Here is a 19,340-nt window from a genome sequence, read left to right as displayed (position 1 = left end):
GCTGCTCAAAATTCAAAATCATGCCCTAACTTTGCAAAGTTTTAACCGTTCCGTTCGGGAACATAAAAAAAGAAAGGGTAAGCAGAATGCCGCAGACTACCAGATCCACACAGCCCGCCATACTGTTGTTAGAAGATGGCACCGTTTTCCATGGTAAAGCGTTCGGAAAAGTCGGAACCGCTTCCGGTGAACTTTGTTTTAACACGGGGATGACCGGTTACCAGGAAGTTTTTACTGATCCTTCCTACAAAGGACAGGTGCTGATCATGAACAACTGTTACGTTGGTAACTATGGTACCAAGAACGAGGATGTAGAAAGCAGCAGTGTGAAAATCAGTGGATTGATCTGCAAAAATATCGCGCATAATTTCTCCCGTAAAATGGCCGACGAATCGCTAGCCAAATTCCTGGAAGACAATAATCTCGTAGCCATTCACGAAGTGGATACCCGGGCTCTTGTATCGCACATCCGCAGTAAAGGCGCCATGAACTGCATCATTTCCTCCGAAATCCTGGACGAAGCCAAACTGAAGGCTGAACTGGCCAAAGTTCCTTCCATGGAAGGTCTGGCGCTCTGTGCGGAAGTATCTACCAAAGAACCGTACTTCGTAGGTGACCCGAACGCCGACATCCGCATTGCGGTGCTCGACAACGGGGTGAAACGGAACATGCTGAAATGCCTGTCTGAAAAAGGGGCTTACCTGAAGGTACATCCCACCCAAACCAGCTTCGAGGAATGCGAAACCTTTAAACCGCACGCTTATTTCATTTCCAATGGCCCCGGCGATCCGGCGCCCCTCAAATATGCGGTGGAAACCATTCAGAAAGTACTGGCAGCAGATCGTCCACTGTTCGGCATCTGCCTGGGCCACCAGCTGCTGGCGATGGCCAACGGTATTCCCACTTATAAAATGCATCACGGCCACAGGGGGCTGAACCACCCGGTTAAGAACCTGCTCACCGGCAAATGCGAGATCACTACCCAGAACCACGGTTTTGCGATCGATGCCAAAGCAGTGGCTGCTTCCGAAAATGTGGAAGTAACGCATATCAATCTGAACGACAACTCGGTAGAGGGCATCCGTATCAGGAACAAACCCGCCTTTTCCGTGCAGTACCACCCGGAATCGACCCCAGGTCCGCACGATTCCCGCTATTTGTTCGACGATTTCTTTACGATGATCAAGGCAAACATGTAGGAGTAGAGCCCACATAACCTGGTAAAAATATAAACGGTCCTGAGGAATCAGGACCGTTGCATTTTAAAATTCCACGTTATGAAAACTAGCGAAAGGTACTATGCGGTTAAGCACAATACCCACCTTGTCTTTTCATTACATGACAATGATATGAAAAAATCAGGAGCTTATAGGGCGAAAAAGACCTTTAATTTCGCTGAAATAGAGGAATTGAAATTGCAATCGGTTGGAAAAAGATAAATTAAGAGAGATAGGGAAAAAAAATACGGCTCTGTGAACAGAGCCGTTTGCCTTTATAAATTCCACGTTATGAAAAACTGATACAAAAATATGATTAATTAGCTAAAACGTTTTAGTTTGTCGCCGTCTTTTTACATAATGTTGATAATGCAAAGGTCGCGCCATTTTCCCATTTGTCAAAATTATACAAGTTAAATTTTTGCTAAGGAGGTTTAGAATTTTACTTACCATGAATTTAACTTTTTGTTATTTGATATGTTGTAACCTTTGCGTATCGATTACACAGTAAAAGTAGGGAATAAATTTAAATTTCAAAATTCATTTTCGATAAAAAATCGACTTTATGCTGTAAAAACTAAATATAGAATTTATTGTAATGTAAATATTCAGTGTTTATAGGCATTACAGCCGATATTTTTAGAAACATGATTTTTGTCATGTTTTATATTAGTAATGTTTTTTTAACCTACGCTGGCGACTTTTTGCCGGGTTTGTGTGTATGATTTTACTGCCTGCCCGGGTATGCTTCCAACGCTTTTGCCAGGCATTCCATCGCTTTGGCGATATTTTCACGGTTAATAACGTATGCAAAGCGCACTTCCTGCCGGCCTAAGCCCGGAGTGGCATAAAAACCGGTGGCAGGAGAGAGCATGACAGTTTGTTGCTCATATGAAAACTCCTCCAGCAGCCACTGGCAGAATTTGTCGGCGTCGTCGATAGGCAAACGGGCCATGGCGTAAAAAGCGCCGCCAGGGTTAGGGCAGAACACGCCTGGAATGGTGTTCAGCCGCGTTACCAGCAGGTCGCGCCGGCTCTGGTATTCCGCCTTGATGCTGTCGAAGTAATTATCCGGCAGGTCTACCGCCGCTTCCGCTGCAATCTGTGCAAAACTGGGCGGGCTCAGGCGCGCCTGGGCGAACTTCATCACCGAGTCGAGCAGGCCGCGGTTATGCGTAACAAATGCGCCGATACGGCCGCCGCAGGCGCTGTAACGCTTGGAAATGGTGTCAAACACCACCACATGGTTCTCCAGGCCTTCGATCTGCAGCGCGGAGATATTCTCGCCATCGTAGCTGAACTCGCGGTAGGCTTCGTCGGAGAACAAAAACAGGTTATGTTTTAGACAGATATTCTTTAATACATTGAGTTCCGCACCGCTGTACAGGTACCCGGTGGGGTTGTTCGGATTACAGATAAGGATGGCCTTCGTTTTGGGCGTGATCTTTTTCTCGAACTCTTCGATGGGAGGGAGGGCGAAGCCCGTATCGATGGAAGATGTCACCGGTACCAGCCGGATGTCCGCTTCGGTGGCGAAACCATTGTAATTGGCGTAAAACGGCTCGGGTACGATGATCTCATCGCCCGGGTCGAGGCAGGCCATAAAACCGAAGATAATGGCCTCTGAGCCACCCGTGGTTACGATGATCTCCGTATGGTCCACCGTAATGCCGAATTTGCTGTAATAAGTGGTCAGTTTCCGGCGGTAACTTTCATTACCCGCGCTGTGGCTGTACTCCAGAATTTTGAAGTCGGATTTCCGTACCGCTTCCAATACGGGAGCAGGCGTTTCAATATCGGGTTGGCCGATGTTGAGATGGTACACTGTGATCCCCTTTTTCTTGGCAGCTTCGGCGAAAGGAACCAGTTTGCGGATAGGGGAGGCGGGCATGATCTGCCCCCGGTGACTGATGTTAGGCATTTTTTGGTGTTTGATTTTAGCGATGCAAAGTTAAGGTAAGCATATAAATAAAAAGGCCCCCGTTACGAACGGGGGCCGATATCAGTAAGGTTTAACCTTTTAGTTTTCTACTGTTCCGGTAATCACCAGTTCTTTTTCCTGATCTACTCCCTTGAGCTTCAGATAAACGGTTTTGGTGGGTTTGCCTGACGCATTCGCGCTGTAGGTGGCAGTGATTTTCCCACTTTTACCGGGCAGAATCGGTTCTACAGTCCAGCTGGGCACTGTACAACCGCAACTGGCCTTCGCCGCTTCGATCAATACGGGTTCTTTAGACACGTTGGTGAATTCAAAGGTAACCGTCACCGGTTTATTCAGTTTAGTTACGCCGAAGTCAACAGTCTCCTTTTTGAACTTCACTTTGGCATCAACCGCATTGGCAGCGCCAGAACCATTCTGCGCCTGCGCCCACACTCCGGTGGTCAGCAGGAGGCTTGCAAATAGGGATAAGATAAATTTTTTCATCTTTTCAAGTTTGGTTTTTAAAACGATCGGTTAAAACGATATAGTTCCTACCAGTTTCCAAGTCAAATTTACGGCCAAAAATTGATCCGCAGACCTCAAGATATTAAAAATTTCTTAAAATTTAGTTATTAACAGGAACAGAGCGGTTATCACCCATTCATCAATTTCCCCTACATTTGTGTTTTAACCAAGGTTTGGCATGATCGAAAACAACGAATTAGCTATGAATATGCAGAGCCAGTTGTCGTTTGAGGAGTTCCGCAAGGAAGTTTTGAATGATTTCCGGCTTGCTTGCATCAGCAGGGAAGTTAGCCTGCTGGGGCGCCGGGAAGTACTGACCGGTAAAGCGAAGTTTGGCATTTTTGGCGATGGTAAAGAAGTGGCGCAGATTGCAATGGCAAAATATTTCAAGCCGGGCGACTTCCGTTCCGGTTACTACCGCGACCAGACTTTTGCCTTTGCCAGCGGTATTGCTACGGTGGAGCAATTCTTTTCACAACTGTATGCAGACCCGGATATCAATAACGATCCTTTCTCGGCCGGCCGCCAGATGAATTCGCATTTTGCCACACCCAATATAGATATGGAAGGCAATTGGCTGAACCTCGCCGCCATGAAAAACACGGCTGCAGACATGGCGCCTACCGCCGCCCAGATGCCGCGCGCACTGGGGCTTGCCTTTGCCAGCAAACTGTTCCGCGAAGTACCGGAACTGCACCAATATGATCACCTCTCCAGGAACGGTAACGAAGTTTGTTTCGCGACCATCGGCGATGCCTCTACCAGTGAAGGGCATTTCTGGGAAACCGTGAATGCGGCCGGCGTATTGCAGGTGCCGCTGGTGATTTTTATCTGGGACGACGGGTACGGTATTTCCGTTCCCCGCAAATACCAGACTACCAAAGGTTCTATCAGCGCAGCCCTCGAAGGTTTCCGTAAAAACGGCAACAGCAACGGGCTGGAGATATATAATGTAAAAGGATGGGATTACGCCGGCATGTGCGAAGTGTTCGAGGAAGGTATCCGGAAAGCCCGCGAAACCCACGTTCCTGTTCTCTTTCACGTGGAAGAGATCACGCAGCCGCAGGGCCATTCCACTTCGGGTAGCCATGAACGTTATAAGAGCAAGGAACGCCTCGCCTGGGAAAAGGATTTCGACTGCAACCTGAAGATGCGCCAGTGGCTGCTCGAAAATGCGCTGGCGGAAGAAAGCCAGCTGCAGCAGATCGAGGCTGAAGCAAAAAACATCGCGCAGGAAAGCCGCAGAAGCGCCTGGGAGAAATACATTTCACCGATCAAAACACAGGTGCAGCAACTGTTAGGCCTGTGCGAAGCCATCCTGGCCGACGGCCGCGGTGATACCGCTTTTGTGACGCAGGCCATGCAGGAGCTCGCCTCCAACCGCGAACCGGCCCGCAAGGATGTGCTTAAAACCGCCGCCGCCATCCTGTTCAAACATCCCCGCAATTTCTCAGCCGCGGTAGATGAACTGCAGGAGTTTTACGACCGGCAGCTGGCGCTCGAAAAAGAGAATTACAATACCTATTTATATGCCACCGGCCCCAACTCCGCACTCAATGTGCCGGAAGTGCCGGCGCAGTATGCCAACGACGCACCGCTCATCAACGGCTACGAAGTACTGAACAAATACTTCGACCAGCTGTTCAGCTATCACCCTACCGTATTTGCCTTCGGTGAAGACGTGGGTAAGATCGGCGACGTGAACCAGGGCTTCGCCGGTTTGCAGCAGAAACATGGCAAACAGCGTATAGCCGATACCGGTATCCGTGAGTTGACCATCATGGGGCAGGGCATCGGTATGGCGTTGCGCGGGTTACGCCCCATCGCGGAAATCCAGTACCTGGATTACCTGCTGTACGGCCTCCAGCCGCTCAGCGACGATGTGGCATCGCTTCAGTACAGAACAAAAGGCACGCAGTTTTGCCCCATCATCGTGCGCACCCGTGGCCACCGCCTCGAAGGCATCTGGCATTCCGGTTCACCCATGGGCATGATCGTGAACTCCCTTCGTGGGTTGCACGTTTGTGTGCCGCGTAATATGGTGCAGGCCGCAGGTATGTACAATACTCTGCTGCAGGCCAACGAACCGGCGATCGTGATCGAATCGCTCAATGGCTACCGCCTGAAAGAAAGACTGCCGGAAAACCTGCGCGAGCTGACCGTTCCGCTGGGTATCCCGGAAGTACTGCATACCGGCAGCGACATCACCATCGTATCTTACGGCTCCACGCTGCGGATCGTCGAAGAAGCGATGCTGGTGCTGGAGGAGCAGGGCGTTTCCTGCGAACTGATAGATGTGCAGACGTTACTGCCGTTCGATATCAACCATTCCATCCTGGAATCGCTGAAAAAAACGAACCGTATTTTATTTGTAGATGAAGATGTGCCCGGTGGCGGCACAGCTTATATGTTCCAGCAGGTGATGGAAATACAGGGTGGTTACCGCTGGCTCGATGTAGCGCCGAGAACACTGGCCGCACAGGCCCACCGCCCGGCTTACGGATCAGACGGGGATTATTTCTCCAAACCGAACGCCGAGGATGTGGTGAAAGTAGTGATGGATATGATCAGGGAGTAGTTCCTGCAAAAAATATAATTGTCAGCAGCAACACCCCCTGTACCTTACAGGGGGTGTTTTTGTTTTTAGCTCCGGCTGTTGCAACAAGGCGGAGCGCCATTTGTTATTATTCTTACAGGTATGGAGTACAAAGATTATTATAAAATACTGGGCGTTGATAAAAAGGCAAGCGCAGCCGACATCAAAAAAGCTTACCGGAAACTGGCGGTGAAATATCATCCCGATAAAAATCCGGACGACAAGGTGGCGGAAGAAAAATTCAAGGAGCTGAACGAAGCGTACGAAGTGCTGGGCGATGATGACAAGCGCAAGAAATACGACGAGTTCGGTGAAAACTGGAAGTATTACGAACAGCATGGCAATGCCGGCGGCGGGGGCTTCGACTGGGGCAAGTGGCAGTCCGGCCAGGGCGGCGGCCGCCAGCAGTATGAAGACATGGAAGGGATGTTCGGAGACGGTGGACAGTTTTCCGATTTTTTCGAGCACCTCTTCGGTGGCGGTTTCCGTAGCCGGGCGCAGCAGGGCCGCAGCCGTTCGCGCCGCGGCAACGATTTGCAGGCAACGATGAAAGTGGGCCTGCAGGATGTGTACACCGGCGCCACGCGGCAGATTGAAGTGAACGGGCAGAAGCTCAATCTCAAAATAAAACCCGGCACCTATCACGGGCAGGTGTTGCGCCTGAAAGGCAAGGGTCATCCGGGCCGCAACGGCGGGGAGCCGGGCGATCTGCTGATCGAGGTGGAACTGACCGGCGACGGGCAGTTCGAGCTGCAGGGAAAGGACGTGCACATGGAAGTGCCCGTGGATCTGTTTACCGCGGTGCTGGGCGGGAAAGTACCCGTAGCGGTACCCGGTACGCCGCTGCAACTGAGCATTCCCGCCGGTACAGACAGCGGCAGGCTGTTCAGGCTGAAGGGCAAGGGCGTTCCCGGGCCCGCCGGCGGAAGCGAGGGGAGCGGCGACCTGTACGTAAAAGTGAAGATCATCGTGCCCAAACAATTGACGGAGGAAGAAAGGGAACTTTTTGCAAAGCTGATGCAGCTGAAGAAGTAAGGAGGCGCATGAAGTAAGAGAACTATTGCCAGGCGGGCAAATACACCGGAGCAGGAAGGCTGAAGGAGATCAGGCATGATGGTGATCGGTTCAAACGAAAACAATCAAACCCATGATACTACAGTCCTTTGATTATCTGGATGAAATCCTGGAAAGCCGCCACCGGCACGAGCAGGAAGCGGCGGTTGCATATTATGCCAGCGAATTGCTGGAAGCGCTGGGTTATCAGCCCGGGGCTGGGGAAGAGGCGCTGCAGCGGGCGATGCGCGCCTGTGCCGCCTTGCATGTGCCGCTGGAGCTGAACTTCCGGAAAACTTATTGTGCGCGGGAAGGGACGATGGAACCCGACTGGCAGCTGAGCCCGCTGGCCAGCTACCTGTTGATCGTCAACTGCGACCCCGGTTATCCGCCTGTGGCTGAAGCTCAATTACTTTTTTTAAAAAAGAATCGTTCATTCTGATACGTAAATTATTTGTTAACAATAACTTACCTGTTCATTCCTTCAATATTATTCATTCCCCGTTCATTGTTTCCAGGCAGCTGTATGGGAAAATGGAATGCTATAAATTAGCAGTGTTACATTAAATAACATTGCTTAGACGGTTCAAATAGGCTGAAAATGGGGGCCGTTCGATTGAACGGCCTTCTTCAGTAAAAAAACCGGTGCAACTTTTTCCTTTGTAAGCGGATTTTTCGTAATTTAAGTAAGCAGAAGACTAACCATCATCCTTTGATAAATTAGACAAAAAACCTGGCCTGGTTTTTTAAAAACAGTTTAACCATCATCCTTTGATCGCTGACGATTGTCAGAAAAAAACAGGCTCAGGTTTTACCCTTACACGGCAAAAGGACCTTCTTCCTTTTTTCTCCCTTTAGCAGATGATACACGGTTGTTTGTTGACTTGCCACAATTGGTGTTTCGTATATACATACATCGCGACAGCTGAGAAAAATGGACCTCCAACCAAAGTCTGTTTGATTTTTTGTACCCAAATAAACGTAATATGGAAGCTAGATGTATCAGATGCAGCAACATTGTGCACTCACACAAAAAAATCTCCGAAACTAAATGTAAATGCGGCGGGCAACTTCAACGGATGCGTTTTATACGGCTGATCGAAGGCATGCATCCCTTGGGGAAAGAGCACAACCTCCAGCTGAACGGTAAACTCTGCTACGGCACTTACCGCTCGGTGTATGGCAATTTCGTGATCGACAAGGTGAATAATACCTTTATGCGGGTAGACCTTTTTTAGCAGGCAAAATTTCAGCTAATCCGTACATTTATTCTCATGAATATTGTTGTACTGGATGGCTACGCCCTCAACCCCGGCGATCTCAGCTGGGCCGCGCTGGAAACCCTTGGAAACGTGACTGTTTATGACCGTACGCCCGCCGCCCTGGTGGGAGAACGGACGCAAAACGCCGACATTGTTTTAACCAACAAGGCGCTGGTATCTGCAGATACCATCCTGCAATCGCCTTCGCTCCGTTACATCGGGGTCATGGCTACCGGGTATAACGTGGTGGATGTAAAAGCGGCGCATGGCCGTGGCATCACCGTCTGCAACGTGCCGGCTTACAGCACGGCCTCTGTGGCCCAGCTTACGTTTGCGCTGTTGCTGGAACTGGTGCAGGGCGTTGGGGTGCATGCAACAAGCGTACGGCAAGGAGAGTGGGCACAGAATCCCGATTTCAGTTACTGGAAACAACCTTTGACGGAACTGCAGGGTAAAACCTTTGCCATCATCGGGTTCGGGCAAATCGGCCAGGCCGTTGCCCGAATTGCGATGGCGTTCGGCATGCAGGTGATCGTGAGCCATAAACACCCGGAACGCGACAAAATGGAAGGCGTCACGTTCACCGACCAGACGGCCTGTTTCCGGTATGGGGACGTGGTGTCGCTGCACTGCCCGTTGAACGAGCAGAACAGGGAGTTCGTCAATGCCGCGCTGCTCGCTACCATGAAACCTTCGGCATTCCTCATCAATACCAGCCGCGGGCCGCTGATCAACGAAAGCGATCTGGCCAATGCGCTGAATGCAGGCCAGCTGGCAGGCGCCGGGCTTGATGTACTGAGCACCGAACCGCCTCCAGTCAACCATCCGCTGTTTTCGGCCCGCAATTGCCTCATCACCCCGCACATCGCATGGGCTACCGTGGAAGCCCGCAAAAGGCTGATGGCCAAAACGGTCAGCAACGTAAAAGCCTTCCTCGAAGGACGACCGGAGAATGTGGTAAAGGGATAACGAGAAGTGCTGCCGGCCTTCGCGACGGTATCATTCCTCTTTGCTTATGCCAGTAATTAGGCCTTATGCTAAAGAAAAAAATTTCCTCGAAGGGCGGCAGGAGAACGGGGAAGAGGTGTGATGGAAAAATGTAGCCGGCCTTCGCGACTGTATCATTCCTCTTTGCTTATGCCAGTAATTAGGCCTTATGCTAATGAAAAAAATTTCCTTGAAGGGCGGCAGGAGAACGGGGAAGAGGTGTGATGGAAAAATGTAGCCGGCCTTCACGTCAGTATCATTCCTCTTTGCTTATGCCAGTAGTTAGACCTTATGGTAAAACAAAACTTTCCTCGAAAGGCGGCTGGGGACCGGGGTAGAGGAGTGATGGAAAAATGTAGCCGGCCTTCGCGACGGTATCATTCCTCTTTGCTTATGCCAGTAGTTAGACCTTATGGTAAAACAAAATTTTCCTCGAAGGGCGGCTGGAGAACAGGGAAGAGGTGTGATGGAAAAATGTAGCCGGCCTTCACGTCAGTATGATTCCTCTTTGCTTATGCCAGTAGTTAGACCTTATGGTAAAACAAAACTTTCCTCGAAGGGCGGCTGGAGACCGGGGTAGAGGAGTGATGGAAAATGTAGCCGGCCTTCACGTCAGTATCATTCCTCTTTGCTTATGCCAGTAGTTAGACCTTATGGTAAAGAAAAAACTTTCCTCGAAAGGTGACTGGAGAATGCCTTAGGGGGGATGGAAAAATACGGTCAGCTGTTTGCACCCATAGTGGAAAAATGCCGACGACCGTTCACGTCGGCAAGCGCATTATCTCCCCCAACGTTGTATGCCAGTAGCTGAGCTTGTGGGTAAAATAAAAATCTTCTTGAAACCCGCCATAGAGAGATAGCGGAAAAATTCGACAGATTCCCACACCGGTAGGTTCAATCTGCCTGCTTTGCTTACATCGGCAGTTAAAACCTGCAGACGAAAACTAATTGAAGAACCGCGACGGCGAAGATGCAAATGAGGCGAAAAATCCCGTTTCCGATAAAATAACCGGACGATGAATGAAAGGGCAGGCGAATTACTGCTTCGAAATACCGGAGAAGTCAAAGGCCGATGAAATGAGTCGGTGCAACCGCAAATCCTGCACTTTGCGACCAACAGCGCAACCATCCCATCAAACAAAACGGGCCGCCCGACAAAGGCAGCCCGTCCGAGTATATGCGATAAAAAACTATTTCAGGTTGTGGAACACCTGCTGCACGTCGTCGTCCTGTTCCAGGCGGTCAATCAGTTCCAGCACTTCTTTCGCCTGCTCTTCCCCTAATTCCACGGTGGTGGAGGGGATGCGCTTCAGCTCGGAGCTGATCACGTTCAGCCCTTTTTCTTCCAGTGCTTTCGCCATGTTGCCGAATTCGTTGAAAGTTGCGCGGATGATGATATTGCCTTCACTGTCTTCCCCGATTTCTTCCAGGCCGAAATCGATCAGTTCCAGTTCCAGGTCTTCGAGGTTCTGGCCCTCGTTCTTGATTTTGAACTCCCCGAGGCGGTTGAACATGAAACCTACGGAGCCGCTGTTGCCAAGGCTGCCGCCGCCCCTGTTGAAGTGCATGCGTACGTTGGCTACCGTGCGGGTGGTATTGTCTGTGGCGGTTTCCACCATCACGGCCACGCCGTGCGGTGCATATCCCTCATATACAACTTCTTCGTAATCGGTTTTATCTTTCCCCATGGCGCGTTTGATGGCGGCCTCCACACGATCTTTCGGCATGTTCACGCCTTTGGCGTTCTGGAAGCAGCGGCGCAGGGCGGGGTTGTTATCGGGGTCCGGGCCGCCTTGTTTCACGGCGATGGCAATTTCCTTCCCGATACGGGTGAATTGTTTGGCCATGCGGTCCCAGCGGGCAAACATGGTATGCTTTCTTACTTCGAATATACGTCCCATAGTAAAATACAGTTCCTGATTGTGGGTGCAAAAATATTAAATTCTCCCAAATAAAAGACCCGCAGCGGTATTGCGGCGGGTCTTTTCATATCGTGACAAAGCGGGTTACTTTTGCGGGTTCCCCAGTTTGCTGTTGTTTTTGCTGTAGAAGAAATAGATCGCAAGGCCCAGGCCCAGCCAAACGGCCAGCCTGTACCAGCTTTCTTTGGGCAGCGAGTACATCAGGTAACCGCACACCAGTACGCCCATGATGGGTACGAAAGGCACCAGCGGGGTTTTGAACGCGCGGGGGATTTCCGGCATTTTTTTCCGCATGATGATCACGCCGATACACACCAGCGAGAAGGCGAAGAGGGTACCGATGCTCACCATGTGGCCGAGATCGCTAACGGGCACGAGGCCGGCGAAGAGGCTCACGAATACCATGAAAAACGCGTTGGTTTTCCAAGGGGTCCTGAATTTGGGATGCACGTCGCTGAAGAATTTGGGCAGCAGGCCGTCGCGGCTCATGGAGTAGAACACGCGGCTCTGGCCCAGCAGCATCACCAGTATCACCGAGGTGTAACCCGCCAGGATGGCGATGATGAGGCCGGTCTGTAAAAAATCGTATCCCGTTTGCGCGAAGGCGGAGGCAGCGGGTTTGGCATCGCCGGCGAACAGTTTATAGTTCAGCAGCCCTGTCATGACGTGGGCGAACAATACATAGAGAACGGTACAGATGATAAGCGAACCGAGAATACCGATGGGCATGCCTTTCTGCGGGTTTTTGGCTTCCTGCGCCGCGGTGGACACGGCGTCGAAGCCAATGAAGGCAAAAAACACCACGGCTGCTCCGGTAGCTATGCCCGTCCAGCCGAAGTTTTCATATTTACCGGTGTTGGCGGGAATATACGGATCGTAGTTGGCGGGGTCGATATGGCTCCAGCCGAGTACGATGAAGATGATCACGACGGTCACTTTCAGGATAACGAGGAAGTTGTTCATGCCGGCGGACTCTCTGGTGCCTTTGATGAGCAGCAGGGAGAGCAGTACCACGATGATCACGGCAGGCAGGTTGAAGATACCGCCTTCGATGATGGTGCCGTTGCTCATCTTCACCGTTTCCCAGGGCGATACCGCCAGCTGGTGGGGGATGTGGATACCGAATTTGGCAAGGAACTCGAGCAGGTACCTCGACCAGCTTACCGCTACGGTAGCCGCCCCGAGCGCATATTCGAGCACAAGGTCCCAGCCGATGATCCAGGCAACGAATTCGCCCATGGTGGCATAGGAGTAAGTATAAGCGCTTCCCGCAACAGGAATCATGGAAGCGAACTCTGCATAACAAAGACCTGCGAAAGCGCAGCCCACGGCCGCCAGTACAAAGGAGATCGTTACGGCAGGGCCGGCATTTTCAGCGGCGGCAATACCGGTCAGGGAAAAGAGCCCCGCGCCGATGATCGCGCCGATGCCCAGCGCTACCAACGCCCCGGAACCGAGTGTCCGCTTTAATCCTTTTTCTGAGTCCGATGCTTCTGATAAGAGTATTGATAGAGGTTTTTTGGCAAAAAGTCTACTCATACGATAAGATGTGAGGTTGATTTACTTAGCTTGTTTAGATTTTTATAGTCGTCAAATATAGCATGTAAAATTATAAAGCCATATTTTATTTTATATGCGCCAGGGCTGCGGCATGACCGCATTCTGACAACATTTGTGGGGATTTTGCGCCGAGAACCTTATTTTTGGGCAATTTTTAGCGCAACGGGGCGCCGGTCACGGTGTTCCGCTGTGTTTTTTTAATGACACAAACAAAACTAAATCACCTTTAAATGAATAAAAAGCTGGCGGCACTTGTTGCGTTGATCGCTTTTACGGTAGTTTCCTTTGTACACACGTTTGAGCATTTTGGATGGGTGGAAGTTTCGCCGGTTGTTTTAATGATTTTGCGGTGGCTCGCTGTAGCCTCCATTGTTTGGTTCGCCATCACCAAAAAATCCCTGACCACCTGGATCCTCGTGAGCATGGTGATAGGAGCGGAGCTGGGGCACGACTACCCGGCCATCGCCGTCAATTTCCAGGTACTGAGTAAAGTATTTCTCCAGCTGATCAAGACCGTGATCGCCCCGCTGCTCTTCGCAACGCTGGTGGTGGGCATCGCCGGCCACTCAGACATCAAGCAGGTGGGCCGTATGGGCTGGAAGTCCCTTGTATATTTCGAGATCGTTACCACCATCGCCCTCTTTATCGGGCTGGCCGCCATTAACATCAGCCAGGCCGGGGTGGGCATCAAAATGCCGCCGGAGGCCCTGCACGAAAAACTGCCGGAAACCAAACCGCAGAACTGGCAGGACGTGGTATTGCACGTATTCCCCGAGAACATCGCCAAATCCATCTATCACGGGGAGATACTGCCCATCGTGGTATTCAGCGTCATCTTCGGTATTTCGCTGCTGCTGGTGAAAGACAAGTTCCGCGGGCCCATGCTGGCGTTTTGCGAAAGTTTGTCGGAGGTGATGTTCAAGTTCACCAACATCGTCATGTATTTTGCCCCCATCGGGGTGGGCGCCGCCATCGCTTATACGGTGGGGCACGGCGGCCTGTCGGTATTGGGCAACCTGCTGCAGCTGCTGCTGACGCTGTATGTTGCGCTGATCGCCTTTGTATTGCTGGTGTTTGTGCCGGTGGCGCTCATCATCAAACTCCCCATCCGACGTTTCATCAAAGAAATATCCGAACCCGTTTCCATCGCTTTTGCCACCACCAGTTCCGAATCCGCCCTGCCGAAAGCCATGGAGGCGATGGAAAGAATGGGCGTGCCGCGTAAAGTGATCGCGTTTGTAATGCCCACCGGTTATAGCTTCAATCTCGACGGCTCTACGCTCTACCTCGCGCTGGCGTCCATATTCGTAGCCCAGGCCGCCGGTCATCAGCTCACCTGGGGCCAGCAGATCCTGATGGTGTTCACCCTGATGCTGACCAGCAAGGGCGTCGCCGGTGTGCCCCGCGCCACCCTCGTGATCATTTTGGGCACGGTGGCTTCCTTCCACCTGCCGGTATGGCCCGTATTCCTGATCCTCGGCATCGACGAGCTGATGGACATGGCCCGCACGTCGGTAAACGTGATCGGCAACTGTCTTGCCACCGCCGTCATCGGGAAATGGGAAGGAGAGGTCGATTTCCAGAACCTGCCGCCTGAAACGAAGGCCTAGCTTGCCTTTCATAAAATATTAACTTCCTCTTGACATATAATAGTGTATTTTAGGGCGTCCTAACTAATTATAATTAAACAACAGCATGGATCAGATTATTGAGTTTTTTAAACATCTAATTAACCCCGAGTGGATTATACAGAATGGAGGATTTTACCTGATTCTGGCTATCATTTTCGCAGAAACCGGCTTGTTCATTGGATTCTTCCTCCCGGGTGACTCCTTACTCTTTATAGCCGGCATCTACGGCGAAATGTTGGGCGAAAGCTTTTTTAATATGCCGCTGGTAGTCATCATGACGCTGATTGCCATCACCGGCGTGCTGGGGAATATTGTGGGTTACTGGTTCGGCCGCAAGTCCGGCCCCATCCTGTTCAAAAGGAAAGACACCTTCTTTTTCAAGAAAAAACATCTCTGGCAGGCGAAAGAAGTATATGACAAATATGGCGGCGGCGCGATTTTCGTAGCCCGTTTCCTTCCGGTGGTACGTACGTTTGCGCCCATCGTGGCCGGGATTGTGGGCATGGAAAGAAAAAAATTCATGTTCTGGAACATCATCGGTTCCTTCTCCTGGGTATTTTCCATGATGCTGGCGGGCCACTACCTCGATAAAGCCTTCCCCACCCTGAAAAACCACCTCGAATGGATTATCATCATCATCGTGGTGATCACCACCCTGCCGGTAGCCATCAAGTTTATATTCGGCAAAACAACCATTCATTCCCACTTCGATGAATTCGGGAATCCGATAGAGGCCCCGGTCAAAGAAAAAGAAGAAGAAATAAAATCATAAAATTCTTGTATATCTTGGAGAGACGCAATTAATTTGCGTCTCTTTTTATTTATAGCCAAACTTATCAACCTACTAAACAAACTTTCGTATGAATTCCACGCAGAAACCGGTCAGGTTATTGAACGCTGCAGTAATAGTGGCTTCTTTGGGCTACTTCGTAGACATTTATGATCTTCTCCTATTTGGCATTATCCGAATCAAAAGCTTAACCGACCTGGGTTTGCAGGGCGAGGAAATAGACACCGTAGGCATGTGGCTCATCAACATCCAGATGGTGGGCATGCTCATCGGCGGCATTATCTGGGGCGTGCTGGGCGATAAACGCGGCCGCCTTTCGGTGCTCTTCGGTTCCATTTTGCTGTATTCCGTGGCCAACGTGGCCAATGGCATGGTGGCCGGCGAGCACGCCATTACCTGGTACATGATCTGGCGGTTTGTGGCTGGCCTGGGGCTGGCCGGTGAACTGGGGGCGGGCATCACCCTCGTATCCGAGGTGCTGCCGAAGGAACGGCGCGGCCTGGGCACGATGATCGTGGCCAGCGTGGGCATTTCCGGCGCAGTGGCCGCTTATTTCGTTTCCCTCTACTTCGGCGACAACTGGCGCATCTGCTATTATATCGGGGGAGGCCTGGGCCTGGCCCTGTTGATACTCCGTGTAAGCGTGGTGGAGTCCGGCATGTACAAAAACATCAAGGAAAGCGCCGTCAGCCGCGGCAACTATTTCAAATTCTTTACGAGCCGGGAACGTTTTATGCGTTACCTCAAATGTATACTGGTAGGCCTTCCCACCTGGTACGTGGTGGGGATTTTGATGACGTTCTCCAATGCGTTCGCAAAAGAAATGGGCGTGAAAGGCTCCATCGATCCGGGCAAGGCGATCATGATCTGTTATGCGGCGCTCACCTTCGGCGACTTTGCCAGCGGTTACCTCAGCCAGGTGATGCGCAGCCGTAAAAAAGTGCTGTACATCTTTTACACCCTGGTGCTTATCGCCGTAGTATTGTATTTCAGCGCGCATGGCGTGTCCGAAACGGCCTTTTATACCATTTGCGGCCTGATGGGCTTCAGTGTGGGTTTCTGGGCGATTTTCGTGACGGTGGCCGCCGAGCAGTTCGGGACCAACCTGCGCGCCACAGCGGCTACCACCGTGCCCAACTATGCGCGCGGTTTATTGCCGGTGATATCGATCGTTTTCGGCGGGTTGCAGACCAGCTTCGGTTTCTCCTACCTCGCAAGCGGGCTGATTACCGGTATCATCTGTATCGTGCTGGCATTTGTGGCGGCTTTCACCATGCGGGAAACATTCGGGATCGATCTCGATTATATCGAAGAGAACTAGGAGGCCTGAAACCGGCCCTCAATTACATTCAGGAAAATTATAAGGTCTGAAAACCGGTAGTGGTGCCGTTACCGGGAAAAAATCTAATAGGAGCTTAACAGTTTATCGAGCAGCTTGTTGAGCTGCACTACTTCTTTATCAGTGAGCGATGCCTTCAGGGTATCCTCCAGGATGCCGATTTCTTCGTCAATGGTCTTCAGGAGTTGAAGGCCCTTGGCGGAGATCTTGACATCCACGGCGCGGCGGTCCATCTCGCAGCTTTTGCGTTCCACCAGGTCCGCTTTCCGCAGGCGCTCCACCAACCTCGATACATCGCTCATTTTATCCAGCATCCTTTCTTTGAGCGTGTTGATGCTGGCGCTTTTGGGGTGCTGCCCCCGCAGGATGCGCAGGATGTTGAACTGCTGCATCGTAATGTCGTATTGTTTGAAGAAAGTCTGATGTTTGGAGATGATCCAGTTTCCCACAAAAATGAGGCTGACCAGGCCTTTATGGTGCTCACTCGTGAAATTCCTGATAGAAATAAGCTTTTCAATATTAGACATATGCCGAAAAAATATAGCGCAATTTAAAGGATAAGGGGATACAAAGCGCAATTGCTAACACTTTCATCCTCCGGCTATTACACGGTCATTGCTGCACAAACTCCAGCTTCAGTTCGATATTGACCATCTTGTCTACCACCATGCCGCCGGCTTCGGTGAGTTTGTCCCATTTCAGATGATAGTCAAAGCGGTTGAGATAGGTGTTCACTTTGAAGGTGGCGCGCTGCTTGCCCGTGGCGTCTTTGGTGGTGCCGCCATATGCCACGTTGAATTTTACCTGTTTGGTCACATCGCGGATGGTGAGGTCGCCCGTGAGCAGGTACTTCCCGTTGGTCACTTTGGTCAGGGAGCTGCTTTTGAAGGTCATGGCAGGGTGCTTTTCTGCATTGAAAAAGTCGTTTGATTTCAGATGATTGTCCCGCGGCGCATCGCCGGTGTTGATACTGAAAACATCCACCGTAAAACTGACGGTGGCATCGGAAAAATCAGGGCCTTTGGATGTCATGTCGCCCTCGAAATTCTTAAAGACGCCGTCTACTTTGGAAATAACGAGATGGTTGACGGAGAACCTCACCACGGAGCGTTCCCGGTCGGCCTTCCATGTAACAGTTTGTGCAAATGCCCACACGGGACTGCAAAGCAGTACAGCATACAGTAGTTTGATCATGTTTCTGGTTGCCGGAAAATATGAGTGATGTCGTTTCTTATTCCATGTCTGGTGGTGAACAGTTATGCTTCGGGCCCTCGGATAGGTTAAAGTTACGAATATCCTTGTTACAACAGTCAAAACGGGGCGCAAATTATGTCCGTTGTATATGGTTAACGCCGTCAGGTCCAGCCGGTTGGGGGTATTTTCGTTCACCGCTTCAAAAAGAAAACAGCGAGGTGTGATGGGAAAGCGACAAACATAAAAAAAGCATCCGCACCAGGGCGCGGATGCTTTTATGGTATGATCAACCGGCCTTAGGCGGGTGTTTTCATGTTGTCGAGCACGTCCATTACTTCTTTCACGTGCGTGGCGGAAGTGTTCAGGAGGGCCTGTTCGTCTGCATTCAGTTGCAGTTCGATGATTTTTTCGATACCGTTTTTGCCGAGTACCACGGGTACGCCGAGGTAGATGTCTTTCAGGCCATATTCGCCGGTCAGCCATGCGCAAACGGGGAAGATGCGTTTTTCATCTTTCAGGATGGCTTCCACCATCTGGGCTGCAGCAGCGCCGGGAGCATACCAGGCGGAAGTGCCCAGCAGGTTCACGATTTCACCGCCGCCTACTTTGGTGCGCTGGATGATCGCTTCCAGTTTGTCTGCCGCTACCAGTTCGGTTACCGGGATGCCGGAAACGGTGGTATAACGGGGGAGGGGCACCATGGTATCGCCGTGGCCGCCCATGAGGATGGCCTGGATGTCTTTCGGGGAACAGCCGATCTCGTCTGCCAGGAAGGCGCGGTAACGGGCCGTGTCGAGGATGCCGGCCATGCCGAATACCTTGCTGCTGTCTTTTTTAGCATTCAGGTAAGCGCAGTAGGTCATCACGTCGAGCGGGTTGGACACTACGATGATGATCGCGTTCGGAGAATGTTTGGTTACATTCTCGGTCACAGATTTAACGATGTTGGCGTTCGTGGAAATCAGGTCGTCGCGGCTCATACCGGGTTTGCGGGGGAGGCCGGAAGTGATTACCACCACATCGCTGTTGGCGGTTTTGGTGTAATCATTGGTAACGCCCGTCACTTTGGTGCTGTAATAGTCAATGGGGGCTTGCTGCCAGGTATCGAGGGCCTTGCCTTCTGCAGTGCCTTCCTTGATATCAAGCAAAACAACCTCCTGCAGAAAATCTCTGTGGGCCAGCACGTTAGCGCAGGTTGCGCCTACATTTCCAGCTCCTACAACAGTAACTTTCATCGTATCTGAGTATTTTAAAAAGGTGAAGAATTATTTGGTGAACAAAAATAGCATATCGGAATGGGAATTTGGGAGGAATCTGCTAAAAAATAACCTGCCGCCGGCCCA

The 19,340-nt window shown here is 51.1% G+C and carries 17 protein-coding genes; 10 read left to right on the top strand and 7 right to left on the bottom strand.

Annotated features, from left to right (window positions below):
• Positions 1 to 86: 86 nt before the first annotated feature.
• Both carA and EGT74_RS26960 read left to right on the top strand, forming a co-directional pair.
• On the top strand, positions 87 to 1,199 hold the full coding sequence (gene carA, locus EGT74_RS21585; protein WP_123848621.1) for a glutamine-hydrolyzing carbamoyl-phosphate synthase small subunit: 1,113 nt from the start codon (positions 87 to 89) through the stop codon (positions 1,197 to 1,199).
• 78 nt (positions 1,200 to 1,277) lie between these two features.
• Positions 1,278 to 1,439, top strand: a complete 162-nt coding sequence (locus EGT74_RS26960; protein WP_158618257.1) for a hypothetical protein — start codon at positions 1,278 to 1,280, stop codon at positions 1,437 to 1,439.
• 505 nt (positions 1,440 to 1,944) lie between these two features.
• Here EGT74_RS26960 and EGT74_RS21580 read toward each other — a convergent pair.
• Positions 1,945 to 3,138 (bottom strand): pyridoxal phosphate-dependent aminotransferase, encoded by a 1,194-nt coding sequence (locus tag EGT74_RS21580; protein WP_123848620.1) that lies wholly within the window; start codon positions 3,136 to 3,138, stop codon positions 1,945 to 1,947.
• Between the two features lie 99 nt (positions 3,139 to 3,237).
• Complete coding sequence (locus tag EGT74_RS21575) at positions 3,238 to 3,642, bottom strand: DUF1573 domain-containing protein (RefSeq protein ID WP_123848619.1); 405 nt, start codon at positions 3,640 to 3,642, stop codon at positions 3,238 to 3,240.
• Positions 3,643 to 3,841: 199 nt separating this feature from the next.
• Here EGT74_RS21575 and EGT74_RS21570 point away from each other — a divergent pair, with 199 nt between their 5' ends.
• From EGT74_RS21570 to EGT74_RS21555, 5 genes are all read left to right on the top strand, one after another.
• Complete coding sequence (locus tag EGT74_RS21570) at positions 3,842 to 6,241, top strand: alpha-ketoacid dehydrogenase subunit alpha/beta (protein ID WP_123848618.1); 2,400 nt, start codon at positions 3,842 to 3,844, stop codon at positions 6,239 to 6,241.
• A 120-nt stretch (positions 6,242 to 6,361) separates the two neighbouring features.
• Positions 6,362 to 7,294 (top strand): DnaJ C-terminal domain-containing protein, encoded by a 933-nt coding sequence (locus EGT74_RS21565; protein ID WP_123848617.1) that lies wholly within the window; start codon positions 6,362 to 6,364, stop codon positions 7,292 to 7,294.
• Positions 7,295 to 7,406: 112 nt separating this feature from the next.
• The gene (locus EGT74_RS21560; protein ID WP_123848616.1) at positions 7,407 to 7,754 is read left to right on the top strand and encodes a hypothetical protein; all 348 of its coding nucleotides are present in this window, start codon (positions 7,407 to 7,409) and stop codon (positions 7,752 to 7,754) included.
• A gap of 637 nt (positions 7,755 to 8,391) precedes the next feature.
• Positions 8,392 to 8,550 (top strand): hypothetical protein, encoded by a 159-nt coding sequence (locus EGT74_RS26955; protein WP_158618256.1) that lies wholly within the window; start codon positions 8,392 to 8,394, stop codon positions 8,548 to 8,550.
• A gap of 36 nt (positions 8,551 to 8,586) precedes the next feature.
• On the top strand, positions 8,587 to 9,543 hold the full coding sequence (locus tag EGT74_RS21555; RefSeq protein ID WP_123848615.1) for a D-2-hydroxyacid dehydrogenase: 957 nt from the start codon (positions 8,587 to 8,589) through the stop codon (positions 9,541 to 9,543).
• A gap of 1,208 nt (positions 9,544 to 10,751) precedes the next feature.
• Here the strand turns inward: EGT74_RS21555 and EGT74_RS21550 are convergent.
• Positions 10,752 to 11,462 (bottom strand): YebC/PmpR family DNA-binding transcriptional regulator, encoded by a 711-nt coding sequence (locus EGT74_RS21550; RefSeq protein WP_123848614.1) that lies wholly within the window; start codon positions 11,460 to 11,462, stop codon positions 10,752 to 10,754.
• A gap of 105 nt (positions 11,463 to 11,567) precedes the next feature.
• Positions 11,568 to 13,022 carry an amino acid permease gene (locus tag EGT74_RS21545; RefSeq protein WP_123848613.1) on the bottom strand — a complete coding sequence of 485 codons (1,455 nt, stop codon included), beginning with the start codon at positions 13,020 to 13,022 and terminating at the stop codon, positions 11,568 to 11,570.
• 251 nt (positions 13,023 to 13,273) lie between these two features.
• On the opposite strand from EGT74_RS21545, the gene EGT74_RS21540 reads away from it, so the two are divergent.
• From EGT74_RS21540 to EGT74_RS21530, 3 genes are all read left to right on the top strand, one after another.
• A complete protein-coding gene (locus EGT74_RS21540; RefSeq protein WP_123848612.1) occupies positions 13,274 to 14,653 on the top strand; it encodes a dicarboxylate/amino acid:cation symporter in 1,380 nt (459 codons plus the stop codon).
• Positions 14,654 to 14,738: 85 nt separating this feature from the next.
• Complete coding sequence (locus EGT74_RS21535; protein ID WP_123848611.1) at positions 14,739 to 15,446, top strand: DedA family protein; 708 nt, start codon at positions 14,739 to 14,741, stop codon at positions 15,444 to 15,446.
• Positions 15,447 to 15,534: 88 nt separating this feature from the next.
• Entirely contained in the window at positions 15,535 to 16,785 is a 1,251-nt protein-coding gene (locus EGT74_RS21530; protein WP_123848610.1) for an MFS transporter, read from the top strand.
• An 83-nt stretch (positions 16,786 to 16,868) separates the two neighbouring features.
• On the opposite strand, the gene EGT74_RS21525 is transcribed toward EGT74_RS21530, so the two are convergent.
• From EGT74_RS21525 to mdh, 3 genes are all read right to left on the bottom strand, one after another.
• Positions 16,869 to 17,330 (bottom strand): MarR family winged helix-turn-helix transcriptional regulator, encoded by a 462-nt coding sequence (locus EGT74_RS21525; RefSeq protein ID WP_123848609.1) that lies wholly within the window; start codon positions 17,328 to 17,330, stop codon positions 16,869 to 16,871.
• Positions 17,331 to 17,415: 85 nt separating this feature from the next.
• Entirely contained in the window at positions 17,416 to 17,997 is a 582-nt protein-coding gene (locus tag EGT74_RS21520) for a YceI family protein (protein ID WP_123848608.1), read from the bottom strand.
• Positions 17,998 to 18,293: 296 nt separating this feature from the next.
• Positions 18,294 to 19,232: a malate dehydrogenase gene (gene mdh / locus EGT74_RS21515; RefSeq protein ID WP_123848607.1), complete on the bottom strand. Its 939-nt coding sequence runs from the start codon at positions 19,230 to 19,232 to the stop codon at positions 18,294 to 18,296.
• Positions 19,233 to 19,340: the final 108 nt, after the last annotated feature.

Origin of the sequence: Chitinophaga lutea, assembly GCF_003813775.1 — a bacterium.
GTDB lineage: Bacteria > Bacteroidota > Bacteroidia > Chitinophagales > Chitinophagaceae > Chitinophaga > Chitinophaga lutea.
This window is presented reverse-complemented; position numbering and strand designations above follow the sequence as displayed.